This is a genomic window from Streptomyces sp. NBC_00286, assembly GCF_036173125.1.
GTDB lineage: Bacteria > Actinomycetota > Actinomycetes > Streptomycetales > Streptomycetaceae > Streptomyces.
In genome coordinates this window covers 4796966-4816019 of the sequence record NZ_CP108054.1, presented here as the reverse complement: position 1 = coordinate 4816019, position 19054 = coordinate 4796966, and the positions used below count along the sequence as shown (strand labels likewise).

The window sequence follows — 19054 nt, the reverse complement described above, 5'->3', positions numbered from 1 at the left end:
GTCGATGAGCGGCCTAAGAACTCTCTGATGGCCTGGTGGCATGGAGAAACTCTGCGGATTCGTTCTCGGACGGAAGCGACTCGTTCGGATGCTCGTCATCCTGCTGCTGCTCGCCGGAGGGGGAGCCATCGGCCTGCTGATCCCCAACATGGACGAGCGCAACGCCTACCCCGGCCTGCCCGGGTACGAGGCGAACCAACAGATCATGAAGACGTACGGAAACGGCGGCTACGAACGGCCCTTCGTGCCTGTCGTGACCCTGCCGGAGGGGCAGCGGGCCGACAGCCCGGAGGCGAAGGAGGCCCTCGGCCGGGCCTTCGACGCGGCGGCCGAGAAGGTCGACGCGCGCGTCGCGTCGTATGCCAACACCGGGGACGAGGCGTTCCTCGGCGAGGACGGCAGGACGACGTTCGGGCTGGTCTTCGGCGGTCCCGTCGAACAGGGCGGGCTGCCGGGCAGCGCGCTCGGAGAGGCGCCCGCGCTCGGCCCGCTGATCGTGGATGCCATGCGCGACGAGCTGCCGAAGGATTCCGAGGTCCAGGTCACCGGGCTCGACACGCTGGCGACCGGCTCCGACCAGGGCGGTCTCAACGTCCCGGTGAAGCTGCTGGTCACCATCGGCGCCGCGATCGCGGTGCTGCTGTACGTCTTTCGGTCCGCCCTGGCCTTCGTACCGCTGCTGACCGCGTTGGTCGCGGTGCCCGTCTCGTTCCTGGGGCTGCTCGCCGTGAGCCCGTTCATCAGCGTTCACGAGACGACGGTCATCATGCTGCCGCTCCTCGGCGTCGGCATCGCGATCGACTACGCGCTGATCCTGGTCACCCGCTGGCGTGAGGAGGAGGCCAAAGGCCATCACGGCGACGACGCGGTCCGTCGCGCCATGGCCACGTCCGGGCATGCCATCGTCTTCTCGGCCGGCGCGGTCGCCATCGGCCTGGTCACCATGGTGCTGCTGCCGATTCCGCTGATCCGCAGCCTCGGCATCGGCGGCATGATGGTCACCGCCGCGAGCGCCCTGATCTCGCTGACCCTGCTGCCGCTGCTCCTCAGTTCCTCGGGCCGACGCCTCCAGCGCCGCCGGGAGGCCGGGCGCGCGGACCGCCCCGCACTCGAGCGGGAGGCGTCCGCCGGACGCTTCTGGACCGCGGTCGCCCGGAACGTGGTGCGCTTCCGGTGGCTGACGGCCGCGGCGAGCGGTGCGGTTCTGCTGGCCCTGTCCGTCACGGCGCTCGGTCTCAATCTGTCGGTACCGACCACCGACCGGCTGGCCGACTCCGGTCCGGGCCGGGCGGGGCTCACCGCCCTGACGGACAGCGGTGTGCCATCGGGCACTCTGACATCCTTCGACGTCTACGTGCCCCAGGGCACCGATCCTGCAGAGGTCGCGGCCAGCCTCCGTACCACGGACGGGGTGTACGCGGTCACCGCGCCCGAGGACGAGGAGTGGCGCCGGGACGGCTCCGCGGTCCTCACCGTGCTGCCGAGCGACGAAGGCGGCTCGGCCGCGGGCGAGGACACCATCGCCCGGGTGGTCGACCGAGTGCCGGACGGCACTCTGGTCGGTGGCAACGTCACCCAGCAGATCGACTACGTGGACGTGACCTACTCGGCCTTCCCCTGGATGCTGGCGGTGCTGTCGCTGGTCACCTTCGTGATGCTGGCGCGGGCATTCCGGTCGCTGCTGCTGCCCCTGAAGGCGATCCTGCTGAACCTGCTGTCGCTCGGGGCGGTACTGGGCGCGATGGTCATCCTCTGGCAGTGGGGGTGGGGCACCGAGACCGTGCTGGGCATCCAGCCGGACGGCTCCATCGGAACCTTCGTACCAGTGACGATCTTCGCCTTCCTGTACGGGCTTTCGATGGACTACGAGGTGTTCATCCTGTCCCGCATCCGGGAGGAGTACGACCGCACCGGTTCCACTCGGACCGCAGTGGTGGACGGCGTCGGACGGACCGGCAGGCTGGTCACCTGCGCCGCACTGATCCTGTTCTCCTCGTTCGCCTCGATGGCCGCCGGCGGGGAACTGGACGTGTCGATCTTCGCCTCCGGTATCGCCCTGGGCATCCTCATCGACGCCACTCTCATCCGCGGCCTCCTGGTGCCCGCCACGGTGGCGATGATGGGCAAGTGGAACTGGTGGCTGCCCGCCTGGGCCGCCCGCCTGCTGCGGGTCGAGCCGTCACCGCTGCGTGAGGAGGCGGTGCCGGACGAGCGGCCGGCCGATCCGCAGCCGGTCAGCCCGGCGGGTGCGGCGCGCGGCTGACACGCGCATCGGAGCCGCGGCCCGCCGCAGGGGGCGGGCCACGGCTCCGAAGCGGCGCCGGTCAGGAGTGCTCCACTCCTTCCTTGGCGGTCCACCGGTAGAAGGAAGTCGCCATGGCATCCGCCGGACTGCGCCATGTCGCCGGGTCGTAGGGCGAGATGAGAGGGTCCAGATCGGCGCAGAGCTGCTGGAAGTCCTCCCGCACTCGGGCGGCGGCCATGGCGCGGTCCGCTTCTCCCTCGAACTCCACCAGATGGAAATAGAGGTCGTCGTGATAGTGGAAGAGCTCGCGGCGGGTCACTCCGAGGTCCGTAGGCAGCGAAGTCCGGTCGGAAGCCTCGAACAGGGCGGCGACTTCCCGAGCTTTCTCCGGTTCCATGCGGGCGACGATAAGGATCCGATCGGCCATGAGGAATCTCCTGTTCCGTGGCGGCGGGCACAATGACACGGCCACAGTAGAGATGAGCGAAGGGGATCGTCTTCCTCACTCGGTGGGAATTCCTCCTCCCTCGTTCGGAGGAGGAGTCCATAAATCCACGGCATCCACGGAACCGTCAGACCAAACCGTTCTCGTAAGCGTAGATGACCACCTGCACGCGATCCCGCACACCCAGTTTTCGGTACAGATGCTGTACATGCGATTTGACGGTGCTTTCCCCCAGGACGAGCTTCTCCGCTATCACCGCGTTTCCGTATCCCTGCACGAGCAGGCGGAATACATCGAGTTCCCGGCCGGTCAGGGACTTCAGTTCGGCACCGGCGGCAGAGGGAAGAACGGGCCGACGGACGAACTCTCTGATGAGCTGCTGGGTGACCGTAGGAGACAGCAGCGCACCGCCGTCGGCCACTGCCCGCACCGCCTCGACGAGCTGCGCCGGAGAGGAGTCCTTGATCAGGAAACCGCTGGCCCCGGCCCTGAGAGCCTCGAAGACATACTCGTCCTGGTCGTACATGGTGAGGATGACGATCTTGGGGGCGGTGTCGTGCGAGCCGCCGGCGAAGATCCTCCTGGTCGCCTCCAAGCCGCTCATCCACGGCATGTTCACATCCATGAGCACGACGTCCGGGGTGGTCCGCCGCACCAGCTCCAGTGCCTCGGCGCCGTTCGCGGCCTCTCCGAGAACAGTGATGTCGTCGAGCGGCGTGAAAACGGCACGCAGCCCCTGCCGCACCAGCGGCTGGTCATCGACGATCAGTAGACGTATCGGGTCCATGAGCCTTCCTGCGCGCTATCGATCCAAATGCGAACGAGCAACGCCGACGCACAAGTTGGGGCCTTCGGCGAATCCGGGGCACTCGGCGAATCGACGTCGGCTCGCGCGCTGTGCCATCCCGCTCGTCCTGGCTAAGCGGTTGCCTCCACGGGCCGGCCGGGGCGGCTGGGCAGGGTCGCCATGATCCGTACGCCGCCGCCGGGGAGCTCCTGGTAGCAGAAGGACCCGCCGAGTTCGGCGGCGCGTCGACGCATATGGAGAAGTCCCTGGCCGGAGCCGGGGACCAAGGGGGCGACGGTGCCCCCGCGGAGCCGGGAACGCGCGACGGCGCCGTTGCCGGGGGCAGGCCCGTTGACGATGCTGACGTGGAGCTGCTCGCCGAACTCGACCCGTACGTCGATGGGTCCCTCGCCGTGCTTGATGGCGTTGCTGACGCCCTCCTGGATGATCCGCAGCGCAGCGTGTCGTGTGCTCGCGTGCAGATTCTCCTCCGCTTCGACACCGCTGAAGTGAAGGGTGAGATCGACTTCCGGAAGATCGACGCCGAGGGCAGTCACCCGGTCCGACAGCGGGGCGTCGTCCGACGCCTGCTCGGACCGCGGCAGGCGACCGAGAGCCGCACGGATCTCGCGCTGGGCTTCCACGGCCAGTTCTTCGATGGCATGCGCCGCCTTTGGCGCATGGACGGATTGCGCAGACAGCTGACGAGCGTGCATGACGATGGCGAGCATTCGATGACCTGCACCGTCGTGCAGCTCAGCGGCTATGCGAGCGCGTTCACGGAACTTCTCATTCCGGACGGATTTCTCGAGAGCGCGGTACTTTAGTTTTGTACGAAATAAGATGCCCGCGGTAACAGTGGCTACCATGATCTCGAACAGGAATGCATCACGCGCGTACTCGACAACGGAAAACAATATTCCGCTTTCCAATGTGGATCATCCCCCGTATGAACATCCACAGCACTTTCGGTCACTGTAGCACGGTTCATAGAAGGTCGAGAGAAAAGCCTTGGCGAACCCTGAGCAGCTCGTCGCGAGCGCCTGTGAAGTGACTCTCAGGATGTCAACATTCCGGTGCAGTATCGAGAACTTAATTTGTTGAATAATGCTCACAACAGCTTCTGACGCGATCTTGGCGGATCAGCGAGGGCGAACTGCGTTTCCCCTTCGCTGCTCACACTGTTCCGCGAGACGGTGACCCGTCGGGCCCGCCGGTCGGCGGAGCCGGCGGCCGACTCGTACGCCGGCGAGTGTCCACGGAGACAACAAAGAGGCCCAGGTCGCTGACCTGGGTCTTGATCGTGTAGCGGGTGACGAGAATCCAACTCGCGCTCTCAGCTTGGGAAGCTGCGATCATTTGAGGGTGGCCTGCATGCTGACCTGGCCGAACGGTCGGATCACGGCCGTGTCGGGCGGGTTGCTTTCACCGTGATTCCCCGCTGTTCCCCGCTCGTTCTGGTGCGCTTGTGGTGCGGTCGAGCAGCAGCCCACCGGGGGCGCCCGAAATTGGTGAGCGCCCGGGGCGTGGTTGTCGGCGCCCTGGGGGCCATGAGCCGTTGGAAGCTCTACGACAACTGGTATGCCGATCTCGCCGGACCACGCCCTCGCCGCGTGACAGAACCGTGTTCAAGAGCACGGGGAAACTTCAGCCACCCCCTCACCCCGAGGTTCGGACCACTTGATGGCAACCGCGCACGGTCACGCCGCGCCCGAAAAGCCTGAACCTTCAGGCACACAGAGTTCCCGAGACGCTATCGGCCGGTCGCAATCAGGTACTCGACGAGGGACACCAGCAGATCGCGGCCGACCGACTTCTGCCTCATGTCCCCCATCACCAGGGGCACTTCGGGACCCAGGTCCAGCGCTTCACGAACCTCCCGCTCGTCCCGGTCCATCCGGCCGTGGAAGCAGTTGACGCCGACCACGAACGGGATGCCGCGGCTCTCGAAGAAGTCGATGGACGCGAAACTGGACTCCAGTCGCCGGGTGTCGGCCAGGACGACCGCGCCGAGCGCGCCCTGCACCAGGTCGTTCCACATGAACCAGAAGCGCTCCTGGCCGGGCGTGCCGAAGAGGTAGACCACCAGTTGACTGTTCACCGTGATGCGGCCGAAGTCCATGGCCACGGTGGTGGTGGTCTTGTCCTCGATGCCTCCGACGTCGTCGACGCCCACACTCGCGACGGTCATGTACTCCTCCGTACGCAGCGGAGTCACTTCACTCACCGCCGCGACGAGCGTCGTCTTGCCCACGCCGAAGCCACCGGCCACGAGGATCTTGACCGCCGCGGGCGACGTGACTGCGCGCGCGCCGCCGATCGGGTCAGATTCTACGAAGACCATCCCTCACCGCCCGCAGAAGTGTCATGTTCGATTCGCTTCCTACCGCCATGGCGATCGGTGGTCGGGTTGTCACCCTGCCGAGTGCGACCAGATCGTCGATCAGGATCTTCGTCACCGCCACGGGCAGGTTCAGTTCGGCGGCGATCTCCGCCACCGCCGCAGGCCGGAGGCACTGCTGGAGTATCGAGCGGTGCTCGGGCTGCAGACCACGGGTGCCGGCCCGGCCCGGCGGCGGTTCGACGGTCGTCACGATGGTGATGAGGGTGAGGTCGTCGCGCACCGGAGCCGTCCGGCCCTGGGTGATGGTGTACGGCCTGACGAACAGGGATTCCGCGTCGTCGGCGTCCTCGGCCTCCATGTCGTCCATCCAGTGACTCACTCACGTACACCGCCCTCGACGGGTGGCGCACCGACGCGGGCCTCGGCGCCCAGACGCTGGCCCACCTGCTGCATCAGGGTGTGCATGGCCACGGCCATGAGCTCGGCGTCCACCTCCTGGGAGGCGACGACAGCCAGGTGGGTACCCCTGCCCGCGGCGGATATGAACAGCCAGAGGTCGCTCATCTCGACGATCACCTGGAGCACCGGACCACCGCCGAACAGGCTCCCGGCGCCTCGGGCCAGGCTCTGCTGGCCGGTGGCCACGGCGGCGAGGCGCTCCGCGTCCCGTCGGGCGATGGTGCGGGACTGGCTGACCACCAGCCCGTCGTCGGACAGCACGATGGCGTGCTGGGTGCCGGGCACCTGTTCGACCAGGCCGTCCAGCAACCAGTCGAGGTCCTGAAGGGTGGCGGTCGTTCGCTGTGTCATGGTCAGTCTTCCGTCGGGGTCCGTCTGCGATACGGGAGGGCTTCGGTGCGGTCGCGTTCCCCGGTGCCGCGCTCCACGGCTCCCGGGTCCGCGCCGCCGTGTGCTCCGGCACTGCTGAACACGGCGCCGGTGTGGTGGGCGTCGCCCCGGGCCAGGCGGGACTGGCGCTGGAAGGCGCCGATCGTCGCCCCGGAACGGGCCGGAGCGGCCGGCCGGTCAGGGGCCTGCGCGCCGGCCGGGTGCGCCCGCACATTCGCGTCGGGGTCCCGCAACTCGTCGGCGAGGCTGGCCATCCGCACCCGCTTGGGCAGCGGCTGCGCCGTCGGGTCGTGGTGCACCGGCGGCACAACGTGGTGCGGCTGCCACCCGGCGGACGCGTCACCGTGGTGAACCGCGGACCCGGCCCCGGCGCGGGAGAGCGGGGTGAACACGTTGATCACCGGCGTCGTGCCGTGGGCCGGGCCCGGCTCGGCCGTCGTGACTGGATCCGGGGTGGGCCATCCCGGGGCGGCGACCGTCGCCGGCACGGGCTCGGGACCCCCGAAGCCCTCGGCATCCGCGGGGTCCTCGACGACGAAATGGTCGGGGATCAGGGCGACCACCCGGGTGCCGCCGAACGACGAGGGCCGCAGCTCCACCTTGATGCCGAGCGACTGGGCCAGCCGGGATACGACATAGAGGCCGAGCCTGACGTCGTCGGCACGCGACAGGACGTCCAGCCGGGGCGGGTCGGCCATCAGCCGGTTCGCCTCGTCGTACTGCTCGGGGTCCATGCCCACGCCGCGGTCTTCGATCTCCACCGCGAGGCCGCGTCCCACTCGGGCGGCGTACACCTCGACGGGGGTCGGCGGCCTCGAGAACGTCACCGCGTTCTCCATGAGTTCGGCCAGCACATGCACCACCAGTCCGACCGCTCGTTCGGAGAGCCAGACGCGGCCCTCGACCTCGATCTGGATCCTGCGGTAGTCCTGGACCTCGCTCTGTGCGGAGCGGAGCACATCCAGCAGCAGCACGGGTTTGCGCCAGCGCCGCTGCGGCTGGCCGCCGCCGAGGATCACCAGGTTCTCCTCGTACCGCCGCAGCCGGGCGGTGAGATGGTCCAGGTCGAAGAGGCCCTCCAGGACCTCCGGGTCCTCGTGCCGGCGTTCCAGCTCGCTGAGCTTCTTCATCTGGAGCCCGATGAGCAGCTGAGTGCGGCGGGCGATGCGCTGGAGGAGTTTCTCGAATCCGCGGAACTGCCCCACCTGCGCCATGGTGGTGTCCAGCGCGCTGTGCCGAGCGAGGTTGAGCGCCTGGCCCAGTTGGCCGAGTTCGTCGTGACCGTGCTGGATCGGCGGGAGTTCGGCGTCCGCGTCGACGGCCTCCCCCCTCCGCATGCGTTCGACCACGTCCGGCATCCGGGTCTGCAGGTCGAGGGCTGCCTGCCGGAGGGCGAAGATCCGGCGGCGCAGCATTCGGGTGAGCAGTGCGCTGACGACGATGACCACGACCACCGCCCCCGCGCCCATCGCGCTGGTGAGGACCAGCTTCGTCACCATGGAGTCGAGCTCCCGGTCCGTGGCCGCCGTGAGAGTGGCCGAGTAGTCGCCGTTGAGCCCCTGGAGCGGGCCCATGACCTGTCCGACGCTGCGGCTCCAGGTCTTGCCCAGTTCGGCGGAGAAGGCGTTCGACCCGGACGAGGAGCCACGCAGCACGTCCTGTTCGGCGTCGGTCTTCGCTTTCCACGCACTGCCGGCCATCAGCTTCCGGTACCGCGTCGCCTGGTCGCTGGGGAGAAGGGCCGTGACCTTGTTGTCGTAGATGAAGCGTTCGGAGCCGATCCACTCGGCCAACTGCCCGCGTTCGCCGGCGGAGAGGCGCCCGGTGACGGTGCCGCGGGTGATGATCGCGCTCTCGCGCGAGATCATCTCCATGCCCCAGACCGAGTCGATGGCCGGCCGGGCGAGGTAGTCGATGTCCGCGATGCCGACATTGCTCAGTACGGTGAACAGCTTGAGGTCGGTGGCGATGAGTCCGGTGTAGTCGTCGAACGTCTGCTGCTGGGAGGCGGCCCGCCGGTCGACGGCGGTCCGGTAGTCGGCCAGCTTGTCCAGGTCCTTGCCCACCTGGACGACGTTGCGGCGGATGTCGTCCGGCGCGTCCCATCCACTGCCGGGGAGCGCCTGGACGGTCTTGACGGCCGCGTCGGTTCGGCCGCGCTGCTTCTGCAACTCCGCCTTGTACGACCGGGAGTCGCCCAGTGCCGCACCGCTGAGCCGCCGTTCCTCCTGGAGGCTGAAGAACGCGGCCATGATGGGCCGCGCGGCCTCGGTGGACGCCTCGTTGCGCTGCCGCTGCTGCTGCCACTCCGTGTACAGCTGCACGGAGGTCGTCGCCCATAGGGCGACCAGAGTCACGCTGGGCACCAACGCCAGGATGAGCAGGGCCGTGCGAAGTGACGGCTGCCGCCTGGCTCCTCTCTCCGGAGGGCCTTGCTTTTTCGACGCACGTGCATGCACTGCCACGGAAGTTCCCCAGCGCTGCTCTGAGTGACGGGCCGCCTACGGTCCGCTCGACGACGCCAGACTCTACCGCGAAACAGTTAGCCAAATATATCTATCTAATTTCGATTGAGCCATGACGAATTGTTGGACCGTGCTCCATAGATGACACATCACCAGCGCATCTCAGGACCCGTCCTGCACGAACCTGCGGGACATGGCCGGGTCAGCTATGGCGGGGCCGCAGGCCAATATGCATGCCTGCGGCCCCGCTCGGGCGCCTGGGTCAGGATCGCCGTACTGGAGGCCGCGTCCGTTGGCGCCGATGTAGACGGGGCCTACCTCCTCCCGACCGGCGGACGGCCGGGTGCGCGCGGACAGTCATCGATCCTTTGCCGCAGGGCCGGGCGGGGCAGGCAGACGCGTACATGCTGCGGCTTCTTCACCCCCGGTGCCGCTCCCCGCCTCGGCGTCACGGGTCCCAGGTCTGCCCTTGGAGGTGGCGCAGAGCTCGTGCGGCGGCGTGGGCTCCGCACATTCCGTGTGCGCCGGGGCCGGGCGGGGTGGCCGCGGAGCACAGGTAGTGGCCGGGCAGACCTGTGTCGTACGGGTGCAGGGTGGGCCGCGGGCCGAACAGCAGCTGGGGGATGTCCTTGGCGCCGGTCATGATGTTGCCGCCGACGTAGTTCGGGTTGTATGCGGCGAATTCGGTGGTTGTGTGCACCGCGGTACCGACGATCCGGTCCCGGAACCCCGGGGCGAACCGCTCGATCTGGGAGGTGATCGCTACTGTGGCGTCGCCGGACCAGTCGGCCGGTACGTGGGCGTAGGTCCACACCGGGTGCACGTCGCCGGCCGACCGCAGGGGATCGGCCAGATACTGCTGGCCGACCAGGACGAACGGCCGCTCGGGCATCCGTCCGGCGTGGATGTCCCGCTCCGTGGCGGCGATCTCGGCGTACGTGCCGCCGACGTGCACCGTGCCGGCCCGCCGCGCCGCTTCGGCGGTCCAGGGCACGCCGCCCTCGACCGCGAAGTCGACCTTGAACGCCCCCGGGCCGTACCGGAACCGCCGGTAGGCACGGGCGACCCGGGGCGGCAGCCGGTCACCCAGGATGTCGGCCAGTGCGGTGGGCGCCACATCCCAGAGGGTTACGTCCGTGGGCGGCAGTTCGGAGGCCGACCGCACCCGTACGCCTGTCTCGACCTTCCCGCCGAGATCGGTCAGCAGCGCGGCCATGGCGTCGGTGATGCGGCGTGATCCGCCGACGGCCACGGCCCAGCCGTGCCGGTGCCCCGCGGTGAGGATGCCGAGTCCGATGGCGGCGCTCAGTGGCCGCTCGAGAGGGTGGAAGGCGTGTGCCGCCACCCCGCCCCACAGCGCCCGCGCCTCCTCGGTCGCGAACGCCTTGCCCAGCAGCGACGCGGGGGCCAGCGCGGGGACGCCGAAGCGGGCGAGTCGGACGGGGTGCCGTGGGACGCGGAGCAGCGGGCCGAGGATGTCGGCGTCGAAGGTGTCGTATGCCGCCGACGGGCCGTCGAACAGCCACCGCCAGCGTCGGCCGTCGCCGCCGAGACCGGCCGCGGTCTCGGTGACCGAGCGGTGCAGCACCCCTGCCGCGCCGCTGTCCAGGGGATGTACGCAGTCGATCTCCGGCAGCGCCCACCGCAGCCCGTAGCGGTCCAGGCCGAGCTCGCGCAGGAACGGTGAGCCGACGGTCATCGGGTGGACGGCCGAGCAGTGGTCGTGCAGCAGCCCGGGAAGGATCGCCTCACCGGAGCGGGTGCCGCCTCCGATCTCGTCGGCCGCCTCGAGGACGGTGACCTGTACGCCCTCCCGGGCCAGGGCGATGGCGGCGGCCAGCCCGTTGGGGCCGGCGCCGACCACGATTGCCTTACTCATGTGGTCAAGCTTTCCACCGTGTCCTGCCCCACCACCGGCGGCACCTGCTCGCGGGTCCAGGTCACGTCGAGCGGGATCGGGCCGTTCGGCAGCCACGGCTGCTCCTTGACCGCGTCGGCGACCTTCCACGTACCCCGCTCGACGACCCCCAGCGCGGCGTCGATCACCTGGTAGTGCTGCACCTTGCGGTGAATGGCCTGCGACTCCACCCATACGACGATCCACTCGCCCGGGGCGAACCCGACCCGGGACTGCACGGCGTTGACGAGGTCGATGTTGTGCAGGTGGCCGTCGCCGAAGTTGAACCCGATCAGCGAGTTGCACGCGAACTCGGCTTCGCGCACGGTCCGTTGGTCGAGGTCGGGAAGGTTCTTCATGAGGACGGAGAACAGGCCGCGGCCCTGGCTGTGCATCGACCGCCAGGCGATCGTCTGCTGCATGGTGATCTCGGCGACAGCCGCCGGGTAGCCCATCGCCTGGAGCTGGTCGACCTGGTTGGTGGTCGGGCGGTGCGGCAGCGAGTTCAGCTTCTGCTCCGCGCCCGGCGCGAAGACCCACAGCGCGGAGGCCCAGTTGCCCGCGTACTGGCGCATCGAGGGCAGGAACGACACCAGGTCCGGGCGCAGATTGCCCAGTACGGGAAAGAACAGAAGTGCGGCGGCGATCCCGGCGGTCAGCCACGGCGAGGACATGTCGCCGACGCCGTAGCCGTCCTGGGCCGGGAAGCCTAGGAACAGGAAGACCGACAGGTACGCGAACAGGATGTTCCACTCCAGCGGCACCGCCAGCGGGAACGTCGAGACGATGAAGAGGTGGAAGACGACCATCAACGCCACGCCGGCGACGGTCAGCCAGTGGTTCGTGGAGAAGAGCAGCACCAGCGGGGTGACGATCTCGACGGTGGTGCCACCGATGTGCGCCACGAGGGTCGCGGCCTTCGACGGGCGGATGTCATGGGGAAAGTCGCGGTAGTGGAGCCGCTTGATCCGCCTCGACGGGACACAGGGGCTGTTGGAGACCATCGGCGACACCACGCTGGTGAAGTGAAGGCCGAACTTCGACACCCCGGCGCCGATCCACACCACGCAGATCAGCAGCTTCGCCGCGACGATCATGTCGGTGAGGGACAGGGCGGCGAAGAACACCAGCGCGGGCAGGTACTGCTCCCCCCGGGCGGCCAGGAAGAGCGTCTTGTCCCGCAGGCCGCACGCGACGTACAGCACGATCGGCGCGATCAGCAGGGCCGGGCGCACCAGTGAGTCGGTGGGCACCGCGACCGCTGTCAGCAGGGACGCCAGGAAGGCCAGGTAGAGGACGACATCGGCCACCGTGCGGCGGTCACCGTCGGTGAACGGCACCCCCTTCCAGGGACGCAGCCGGATGGTGCCGGGCCGGGCCCAGAACAGAATGCCGCCGGTCATCGGCTTGAACTTGCCCGCGATCGGGCCCCAGGAGCCGGCCACGCCCAGCGCCTCCAGGAAGGCCGTCCAGAGCAGAAGCTTCTGGTAGACGTCCGGCTGGTCCCACCAGTGGGCGACGTCCCAGAACGGTCCGGCGTCCGAGGTCCAGGTCACCAGGGCCGTACCGGCGAGGACGTACAGGAAGAGGACCTTGACCACGTACGTGGTGGGAATCATCTTCGGCGAGCCGAAACCGTACTCCACCCAGTGCAGGGCCAACGTTTTCATGCGTTCCTGAAGAGGCTTGTGCAGGAATGTTTCCGGATCGACCGGCGGGAAGTCACCTGTTTTGAACCCCATTGTTCTCGCCTTTCTCGTACCGATTTTCGGGCGTGCTGATCCACACCAGGAATGCACATGAAAATTTCCGGGTGATGTGGAGTGGTGTGGAGCGATTGACGTGGGGTGATCGCTTTACGAGCTCACGGTGAATGAGCGCAGGCGGGGTTTGTCGATCTTCCCCACCGGATTCTTCGGCAGCGACTCGGTGACCACGACCGACACCGGTACCTTGACGCGGGCCAGCGAGCCGCGGCAGTGCTCGACGAGCTCCTCGGCCGTGGCGGCGGCACCCGGCAGCAGCGTGACGTACGCGACCGGCACCTCACCGAGCACCGGTTCGGGCGCGCCGACCACCGCCGCTTCCAGCACCGCCGGGTGGCTGTGCAGGACGTTCTCGATCTCCTTGGGGTAGATGTTCTCTCCGCCTCGGATGATCATGTCCTTGATCCGGTCGACCAGAACGAGATGGCCGTCCGTGTCGAAGCGCCCGACGTCGCCGGTGTGCAGCCAGCCGTCGACGACGGTCCTGGCCGTCTCGTCCGGCAGCCCGAGATAGCCGCGCATGACGTTCGGGCCACGGACCACCACCTCGCCCACCGACCCGGCGTCGAGGAGATGGCCCTCGGCGTCCATCACGGCCACCGTCTGCCCCGGCAGCGGGAGCCCGACCGTCCCCGGCTTGCGCGGCCCGGCGAGCGAAGCGAGATGGGGGTCCCCCCGGCCGGAGGCTGGGGGAGGGTTCAGCGTCGACGCGCAGGTGCCCTCGGACAGCCCGTAGCCCTCGACGACCGGCACCCCGAACCGGTTCTCGAACCGGGCGATCAGCTCGGCGGGCATCGGCGCGGCCCCGCAGATCGCCCGGCGCAGCGACGAGGTGTCCGGGCGTACGTCGTCCGGCAACGAGACGAGCATGGCGTAGATCGCCGGTACCGCCGAGAAGTACGTCGGCCGCGCGGCCTCGACCGAGGCGAAGAAGACCTGCGCCCGGAAACGCCCCGCGATCGTCGCCCGCCCACCGGCCAGCAGGGGCGACAGCACGCTCACCACGATCCCGTTGACGTGGAACAACGGCAGAACCAGCAGACTGTGATCGGTCTCGTCCAGACCGATGCCGTGGACGATCATCCGGCACATCGCGGCGATGTTGGCGTGGTCGAGCATGACGCCCTTCGGGCGCCCGGTGGTCCCGCTCGTGTAGATGATCAGAGCGAGGGCGTCGGAGGCGGGGGAGACGGCGTCCGGGGACCGGTCAGCGGGAGTGTCGGCGAACGCGGCCACGTCCAGGGTTCCCATGCCGCGGTCATCGGTGATCACCACCTTGGCTCCGGAATCCTCGATCTGATGGCGGGCCTCGGCATCGGTCAGCCCGGGATTCACCGGCGTGACCGCGGCGCCCAGCCGCCATGCCGCGAACATGATGACGACGAGTTCCAGACGGTTCGGAAGAGCCACCGCGATCACATCGCCGATACCGATTCCATGAGTGCGGAGGACACTCGCCGCGGACCGGACCCGTTTCAGAAAAGCGTCGTTGTCCAGCTGCTCGCGATCATCCGCGATACAGGGTCCGGTGGGATTCCGGCCGGCCCGGACGTCCGGCAATTCGGCGATGTGCTGCACGATTTCCTCACCATTGAGTCGCACCGTGACGAAGGTAATAGACCAACGCAATAACTGAAAGGTAGGCAGGGAGTACGCGTCCGACCATGGGCTCGCGTCCCAGCCCGAACCCGCCTTTTTGTGCCGCCGTCACAAAGCGGGAGGCGGACGTCTCGGGTACGGTCCGGCCATGAGCGCCGCCAACGTCAACGTCGACATGATCGTGCGGGACGTCGCCAGGCGCACCCAGGCCGATCTCGAGAACATCACCGCGGAGATGACCTCGATGTTCGTCGACGTCATCCCCGAGTTCCGTCACGACGACGCCGTGCGACGGCTGATGGTCGCCAGCACCGCGTCGAACCTGGCGGCGATCGTCGACATGCTGGCGCTGAACATCTCCATCGACGACATCACCGTCCCGCCGGCCGCGGCGGAGTACGCCCGCCGCTTCGCCCAGCACGGCCTGTCACTGGAGGCACTCCTGCGCGCCTATCGCCTCGGCGAGCACATGGTCGTCCAGCGGGCCATGACCACCCTTGGCCGTCTCGACCTGCCCACCGACGCCGCCCTGGCCGCGACCAGCCAGATCGCGCGACTGACGAACAGGTACATCGACCAGGTCATCGAGGGCATCATCGACATCTACGAGGACGAGCGCAGCCGGTGGGACGCCCGTTCCGACGCGGCCCGCGCCGCCCAGGTCCGCGCGGTGCTCGACACCGAGGGGCTCGACCTCGCATCGGCCGAGAAGATGCTGTCGATGTCTCTGCGTGGCTGGCACCTCGCCGCGATCATCTGGTCGCGGCCTGGTTCACCCGACCCGGACGCGGCCCAACTGCGTGCCGGCGCGGCCATGTTGTCGGCGGCCACGGGCAAGGCCCCGCTGACGATCTCGGCCGACGAACGGACGTACTGGGCATGGATCTCATCCACCGCCGAACCGACCCTCAACCTCCCCCTGCTCGAACATGAACTGGGCAAGCACCCGGCACTCCGGATCGCTGTCGGCGACGACCCGTCCCCCGGGCTCGACGGCTTCCGACAGACCTTCCGGGACGCGCAGCGCGCCCGCACGGTCGCCGTCACCGCGGCCGACCCGCACCGCGCGCTCGTCCTCCACTCCCAGGTCGCACTCGCCGGCCTCCTCGTCGATCACCTCGCCGACGTCAGGGCGTGGGCCGGACGCGTCCTCGGGGACCTCATGAACGATGACGGCGCCACGGTCCGCCTGCGCGAGACCGTGCAGGTGTTCCTCGACGCGCAGGGCAGTTTCACCGACGCCGCCGCACGTATGCACGTCCACAAGAACACAGTCCACTACCGCATACGCAAGGCCGAGGAGATCCTCGGCCACCCGCTCACCGAGAACCGACTGGACATCGAGGTGGCTCTGCTGGCCTGCGCGCAGCTCGGACTCGGAGGAGCGGACACGCATCCGGCGTGAGGCAACTGATCAGGTCCTGCAGGCCGCGCGGAGGGACGCGGAACGCGTAGTCCCGATCTTCGTCCGAGCTCGGACCGGCTTCCGGGGACGCGGCGGGTGCCGTGACTGTGCCTCATGGTGCTGTGGGGGCAGCCGACACCGCACCGCCGTGCCGCTCTTCTTCTGGGGCCGGAATTCCGGTCACCGGTGGCGCCTCCGCTCGACCCGTGTGATCTTTTCAGCCATCCGCGATTCACTCCGCAGCCGCGGCAAAAGCGGCAGGAAACGGGTCGGACCGGTCGGGCACCCGCGTGGGACGTGGGCCGTGCACCGGACTGTTACCGGCGTTCCGGGCCGATCTGTGCAGGTTCTGAGGCACTATCCAGTGGTGCTCCCTCCGATATCCCGGCTGCCGGTGTCCGGAACGGGGATACCGGATACCGCACCGCAACCGCAGTGGCTGAAAACGTGTCTTTGAATGCGTGGCCGAAGCTCCGGGGCGGGTGGGCTTCCGGTAGCACGTGCGGCCTTGGGGGCTGGGATGAACACATGGGGAGTGCCCGGATACACCGAGTCACTGGAGCTCGGATCAGGGGCGAGCGGGCGGGTCGTCCTGGCCGTGCACGAGGAGACGGGCGTGCCGGTCGCGGTGAAGTACCTCAGCGAGTCACTGCGCACCCGGCCGGACTTCGTACGCGACTTCAGGGCGGAGGCGCGGCTGCTCGGCGGCCTGGAGAGCCCGTACGTCACCGGGTTGTACGAGTACGTCGAGAGCCCGGACGGCGCCGCCATCGTGATGGAGCTGGTGGACGGTGTCTCGTTGCGGACCCTGCTGACCAGGGAGAGTCCGCTCGATCCCGAGGCCGCGCTCGTGGTCCTCAAGGGGTCGTTGCTCGGCCTGGCCGACGCGCACCGCATCGGCGTCGTCCACCGCGACTACAAACCGGCGAACGTCCTGGTCGTACCGGACGGATCGTCCAAGCTGGTCGACTTCGGGATCGCGGTGGACGCCGGCACCAGCGTCGGCGCTGCGGGAACCCCCGCCTACATGGCCCCGGAGCAGTGGACCGGCGCGCCCGCCTCTCCCGCCGCCGACGTGTACGCGGCCACGGCCACCTTCTTCGAGTGCCTGACGGGCCACAAGCCGTACTCGGGTGACAATCTCGCCGAACTCGCGCTGCAGCACGTCGACGCGCCCGTCCCCGCCGAGGAGGCCCCCGAGGCGGTGCGGGAGCTGGTCAGGCGCGGTCTGGCCAAGGACCCGCGGCAACGGCCCACACACGCCGAGGAGTTCGTCACGGAACTGGAGGCGGTGGCCGGCGCCGCCTACGGGCCCGACTGGGAGGAACGCGGCCGCGGTCGGCTCGCCGCGCTGGTGGCCCTGCTGCCGCTGCTGCTGCCCTCGGCACGCAGTGCCCCGCGTACCACGACGGACACCGCACGCACGGTCCTGAGCCGCGAACCGGGCCGCGGCTGGGCGCAGTCGTGGCGTCCCGGCCGGCCCGGGGTGCTGGTGGCCGGTGCGGCCGTGCTTCTGGCTGTCGTCCTGACCTACGGCATCCAGCACACTCCGCTGGGCGCGGATCCGCAGCAGGCGGCGCAGGCCCTGGCCACCACCAGAGCCCAGCCCGGTGTGGAGTCGGGAGAGCTCATCGCTCCGCCGACGGCGTCGGCGAACTCGTCCCCGCCGTCCCCGACGTCCACCGTGTCCCCCAGTCCGTCGCCCTCGGACTCGGCGACGGACGGCACCGGCGAGCCCTCGGCATCCGCCGCCACCACGGACCCGGCCCCTGAGACGACGACACCCGGCGCGGCGACCACCGAGGCGACGCCGACGACCGCTGCCCCCACCTCGCCGGCCGACCCCACCGCGCCGGACGCCCCCACCGGGCCGGCCGCTCCCGCCGTCAAGGACGTCGCGGTGTCGGGCTTCCGGCAGACGGGTCCGACGACCGCATCGGCAACGATCGACATCACCACGGACGGCACCGGACCGCTCTCCATCACCGTCTCGTGGTCCACGGGCGACACCGGGGGACAACTCGGCCTCCCGGACGGTGCGTCCCAGACGTTCGAGCGCAGCGGCGCCACCCAGTACACGCTCACCGTCGACCACACCTTCCAGGGCAACGGCTGTTACTGGACGGTGCAGGCCGCGACCACCCCGGCTTCCGCCGACGGCGGCGCCTCGCAGCAGCTTCTGACCAGGCGGTGTGTCCTCCGATGAGCGCTCACAACGACCGCACTCCCGCGTCGTCTGCCGAAGACTGGGAGCCCACCCAGGTGTTCGGCTCCGCCGACGAAACCCGGGTGCTCGACCCGGCCGACGACCACACTTCCACCCTCCACCTCGGCCCCACCGACGACCACACCTCCACCCTCCACCTCGGCCCCACCGACGAACACGCCCCGAGCGACGAACACGCCCCGAGCGACGAACACGCCCCGAGCGCCGAACACGCCCCGGGCGACGAACTCGGCTCCGCCGACGCCGAGTACAGCGCCACGGTGCTGGCCAGCCACTGGATCCAGAGGCCCGAGCCGGGGACCACCTTGGGCGGGCCGCCCTCCACGGGGATCCTGCCGCCGCCGCCGACGCTGCCCGACCGTGCCGAAGGCACTGTGCTGCGTTTCGGCCCGGGGGTGACAGCCGCCGTCGCGCACCGTACCCACAGGACGCTGTCCGCCGTGCCGCCGCCTCGCGTGCCCCCGCGCCGACGTCTGCGAAGACACGCTCTGCCCGCGCTCGTGCTGATCGCCGTCATCGCCTTCCTCGCCTGGCAGCGCCTCGGGCCCTCCGTCGCGGTGCGTACGGCGGCGGTCACGGCCCGGCCGACGGTTCTGGGATGCGACGGCACAGCGGACATAGTGGCCCTCGTCGCCACGAACGGCCGGCCGGGCACGCTCTCCTACCGCTGGATCCGAAGTGACGGCACCGCCTCGGGCGTCCTGCACGAAGTGGTGGTCCGGGGCCAGAGACAGGCACGTCTGCACCTGCTGTGGACCTTCCAGGGCAAGGGCCACTACACGGCAAGGGCCGAACTACGGATCCAGTCCCCCACCCACCGCACGGTCACCACCCACTTCACGTACGACTGCCCCTGAAGAGACCACGGCGATCCAGATCCGCTTCGCCGCCGTGTTCGTCTTCTACACCGGCGGGGCTCTCCTCCTGCTTCGGCGGCTTCCCGCGGAGCGCGGTCGGACCAAACCTCCCTGGCCCGGGCGCTGCGCCTGTCGAGCCCGACGTCAACGTTCTGGCGCGAATCCGGT

14 protein-coding genes are annotated in these 19054 nt (G+C 69.0%); 4 read left to right on the top strand and 10 right to left on the bottom strand.

Annotated elements, in window-relative coordinates; genetic code table 11:
- The first annotated feature begins 40 nt into the window (after positions 1-40).
- Positions 41-2263 (top strand): MMPL family transporter, encoded by a 2223-nt coding sequence (locus OHT21_RS21950; protein WP_328770060.1) that lies wholly within the window; start codon positions 41-43, stop codon positions 2261-2263.
- A gap of 61 nt (positions 2264-2324) precedes the next feature.
- Here the strand turns inward: OHT21_RS21950 and OHT21_RS21945 are convergent, their stop codons facing one another.
- The 10 genes from OHT21_RS21945 to OHT21_RS21900 all read right to left on the bottom strand — a co-directional run bounded on the left by OHT21_RS21945 (position 2325) and on the right by OHT21_RS21900 (position 14400).
- Positions 2325-2672: a TcmI family type II polyketide cyclase gene (locus OHT21_RS21945; RefSeq protein WP_328770059.1), complete on the bottom strand. Its 348-nt coding sequence runs from the start codon at positions 2670-2672 to the stop codon at positions 2325-2327.
- 145 nt (positions 2673-2817) lie between these two features.
- Positions 2818-3477 carry a response regulator transcription factor gene (locus OHT21_RS21940; RefSeq protein ID WP_328770058.1) on the bottom strand — a complete coding sequence of 220 codons (660 nt, stop codon included), beginning with the start codon at positions 3475-3477 and terminating at the stop codon, positions 2818-2820.
- A gap of 131 nt (positions 3478-3608) precedes the next feature.
- Positions 3609-4208 (bottom strand): sensor histidine kinase, encoded by a 600-nt coding sequence (locus tag OHT21_RS21935; protein WP_328770057.1) that lies wholly within the window; start codon positions 4206-4208, stop codon positions 3609-3611.
- A gap of 1022 nt (positions 4209-5230) precedes the next feature.
- On the bottom strand, positions 5231-5821 hold the full coding sequence (locus OHT21_RS21930; RefSeq protein WP_328770056.1) for a GTP-binding protein: 591 nt from the start codon (positions 5819-5821) through the stop codon (positions 5231-5233).
- The gene (locus OHT21_RS21925) at positions 5802-6188 is read right to left on the bottom strand and encodes a DUF742 domain-containing protein (protein WP_328770055.1); all 387 of its coding nucleotides are present in this window, start codon (positions 6186-6188) and stop codon (positions 5802-5804) included. The genes OHT21_RS21930 and OHT21_RS21925 overlap by 20 nt, the downstream gene beginning before the upstream one ends.
- Positions 6189-6196: 8 nt before the next feature.
- Positions 6197-6631 (bottom strand): roadblock/LC7 domain-containing protein, encoded by a 435-nt coding sequence (locus OHT21_RS21920; RefSeq protein ID WP_033320527.1) that lies wholly within the window; start codon positions 6629-6631, stop codon positions 6197-6199.
- Between the two features lie 2 nt (positions 6632-6633).
- A complete protein-coding gene (locus OHT21_RS21915; protein WP_328770054.1) occupies positions 6634-9036 on the bottom strand; it encodes a sensor histidine kinase in 2403 nt (800 codons plus the stop codon).
- A gap of 547 nt (positions 9037-9583) precedes the next feature.
- On the bottom strand, positions 9584-11014 hold the full coding sequence (locus OHT21_RS21910; RefSeq protein WP_328770053.1) for a phytoene desaturase family protein: 1431 nt from the start codon (positions 11012-11014) through the stop codon (positions 9584-9586).
- The gene (locus OHT21_RS21905; protein WP_328770052.1) at positions 11011-12774 is read right to left on the bottom strand and encodes a DUF3556 domain-containing protein; all 1764 of its coding nucleotides are present in this window, start codon (positions 12772-12774) and stop codon (positions 11011-11013) included. The genes OHT21_RS21910 and OHT21_RS21905 overlap by 4 nt, the downstream gene beginning before the upstream one ends.
- A 114-nt stretch (positions 12775-12888) precedes the next feature.
- Entirely contained in the window at positions 12889-14400 is a 1512-nt protein-coding gene (locus OHT21_RS21900; protein ID WP_328770051.1) for a class I adenylate-forming enzyme family protein, read from the bottom strand.
- A gap of 145 nt (positions 14401-14545) precedes the next feature.
- Here OHT21_RS21900 and OHT21_RS21895 point away from each other — a divergent pair, with 145 nt between their 5' ends.
- From OHT21_RS21895 to OHT21_RS21885, 3 genes are all read left to right on the top strand, one after another.
- Positions 14546-15802 carry a PucR family transcriptional regulator gene (locus tag OHT21_RS21895; protein ID WP_328770050.1) on the top strand — a complete coding sequence of 419 codons (1257 nt, stop codon included), beginning with the start codon at positions 14546-14548 and terminating at the stop codon, positions 15800-15802.
- A 520-nt stretch (positions 15803-16322) separates the two neighbouring features.
- Positions 16323-18008 (top strand): serine/threonine-protein kinase, encoded by a 1686-nt coding sequence (locus OHT21_RS21890; protein ID WP_328770049.1) that lies wholly within the window; start codon positions 16323-16325, stop codon positions 18006-18008.
- Positions 18005-18886 carry a hypothetical protein gene (locus OHT21_RS21885; RefSeq protein ID WP_328770048.1) on the top strand — a complete coding sequence of 294 codons (882 nt, stop codon included), beginning with the start codon at positions 18005-18007 and terminating at the stop codon, positions 18884-18886. The genes OHT21_RS21890 and OHT21_RS21885 overlap by 4 nt, the downstream gene beginning before the upstream one ends.
- Positions 18887-19054 lie beyond the last annotated feature (168 nt).

Excerpts from the sequence above, each read along its gene's own strand:
- OHT21_RS21895 (WP_328770050.1), top strand. The coding sequence starts at position 14,546 with ATGAGCGCCGCCAACGTCAACGTCGACATGATCGTGCGGGACGTCGCC.
- OHT21_RS21910 (WP_328770053.1), bottom strand. The coding sequence starts at position 11,014 with ATGAGTAAGGCAATCGTGGTCGGCGCCGGCCCCAACGGGCTGGCCGCC.
- OHT21_RS21940 (WP_328770058.1), bottom strand. The coding sequence starts at position 3,477 with ATGGACCCGATACGTCTACTGATCGTCGATGACCAGCCGCTGGTGCGG.
- OHT21_RS21945 (WP_328770059.1), bottom strand. The coding sequence starts at position 2,672 with ATGGCCGATCGGATCCTTATCGTCGCCCGCATGGAACCGGAGAAAGCT.
- OHT21_RS21935 (WP_328770057.1), bottom strand. The coding sequence starts at position 4,208 with ATGCTCGCCATCGTCATGCACGCTCGTCAGCTGTCTGCGCAATCCGTC.
- OHT21_RS21950 (WP_328770060.1), top strand. The coding sequence starts at position 41 with ATGGAGAAACTCTGCGGATTCGTTCTCGGACGGAAGCGACTCGTTCGG.
- OHT21_RS21930 (WP_328770056.1), bottom strand. The coding sequence starts at position 5,821 with ATGGTCTTCGTAGAATCTGACCCGATCGGCGGCGCGCGCGCAGTCACG.
- OHT21_RS21885 (WP_328770048.1), top strand. The coding sequence starts at position 18,005 with ATGAGCGCTCACAACGACCGCACTCCCGCGTCGTCTGCCGAAGACTGG.
- OHT21_RS21905 (WP_328770052.1), bottom strand. The coding sequence starts at position 12,774 with ATGGGGTTCAAAACAGGTGACTTCCCGCCGGTCGATCCGGAAACATTC.
- OHT21_RS21920 (WP_033320527.1), bottom strand. The coding sequence starts at position 6,631 with ATGACACAGCGAACGACCGCCACCCTTCAGGACCTCGACTGGTTGCTG.
- OHT21_RS21925 (WP_328770055.1), bottom strand. The coding sequence starts at position 6,188 with ATGGACGACATGGAGGCCGAGGACGCCGACGACGCGGAATCCCTGTTC.
- OHT21_RS21890 (WP_328770049.1), top strand. The coding sequence starts at position 16,323 with ATGAACACATGGGGAGTGCCCGGATACACCGAGTCACTGGAGCTCGGA.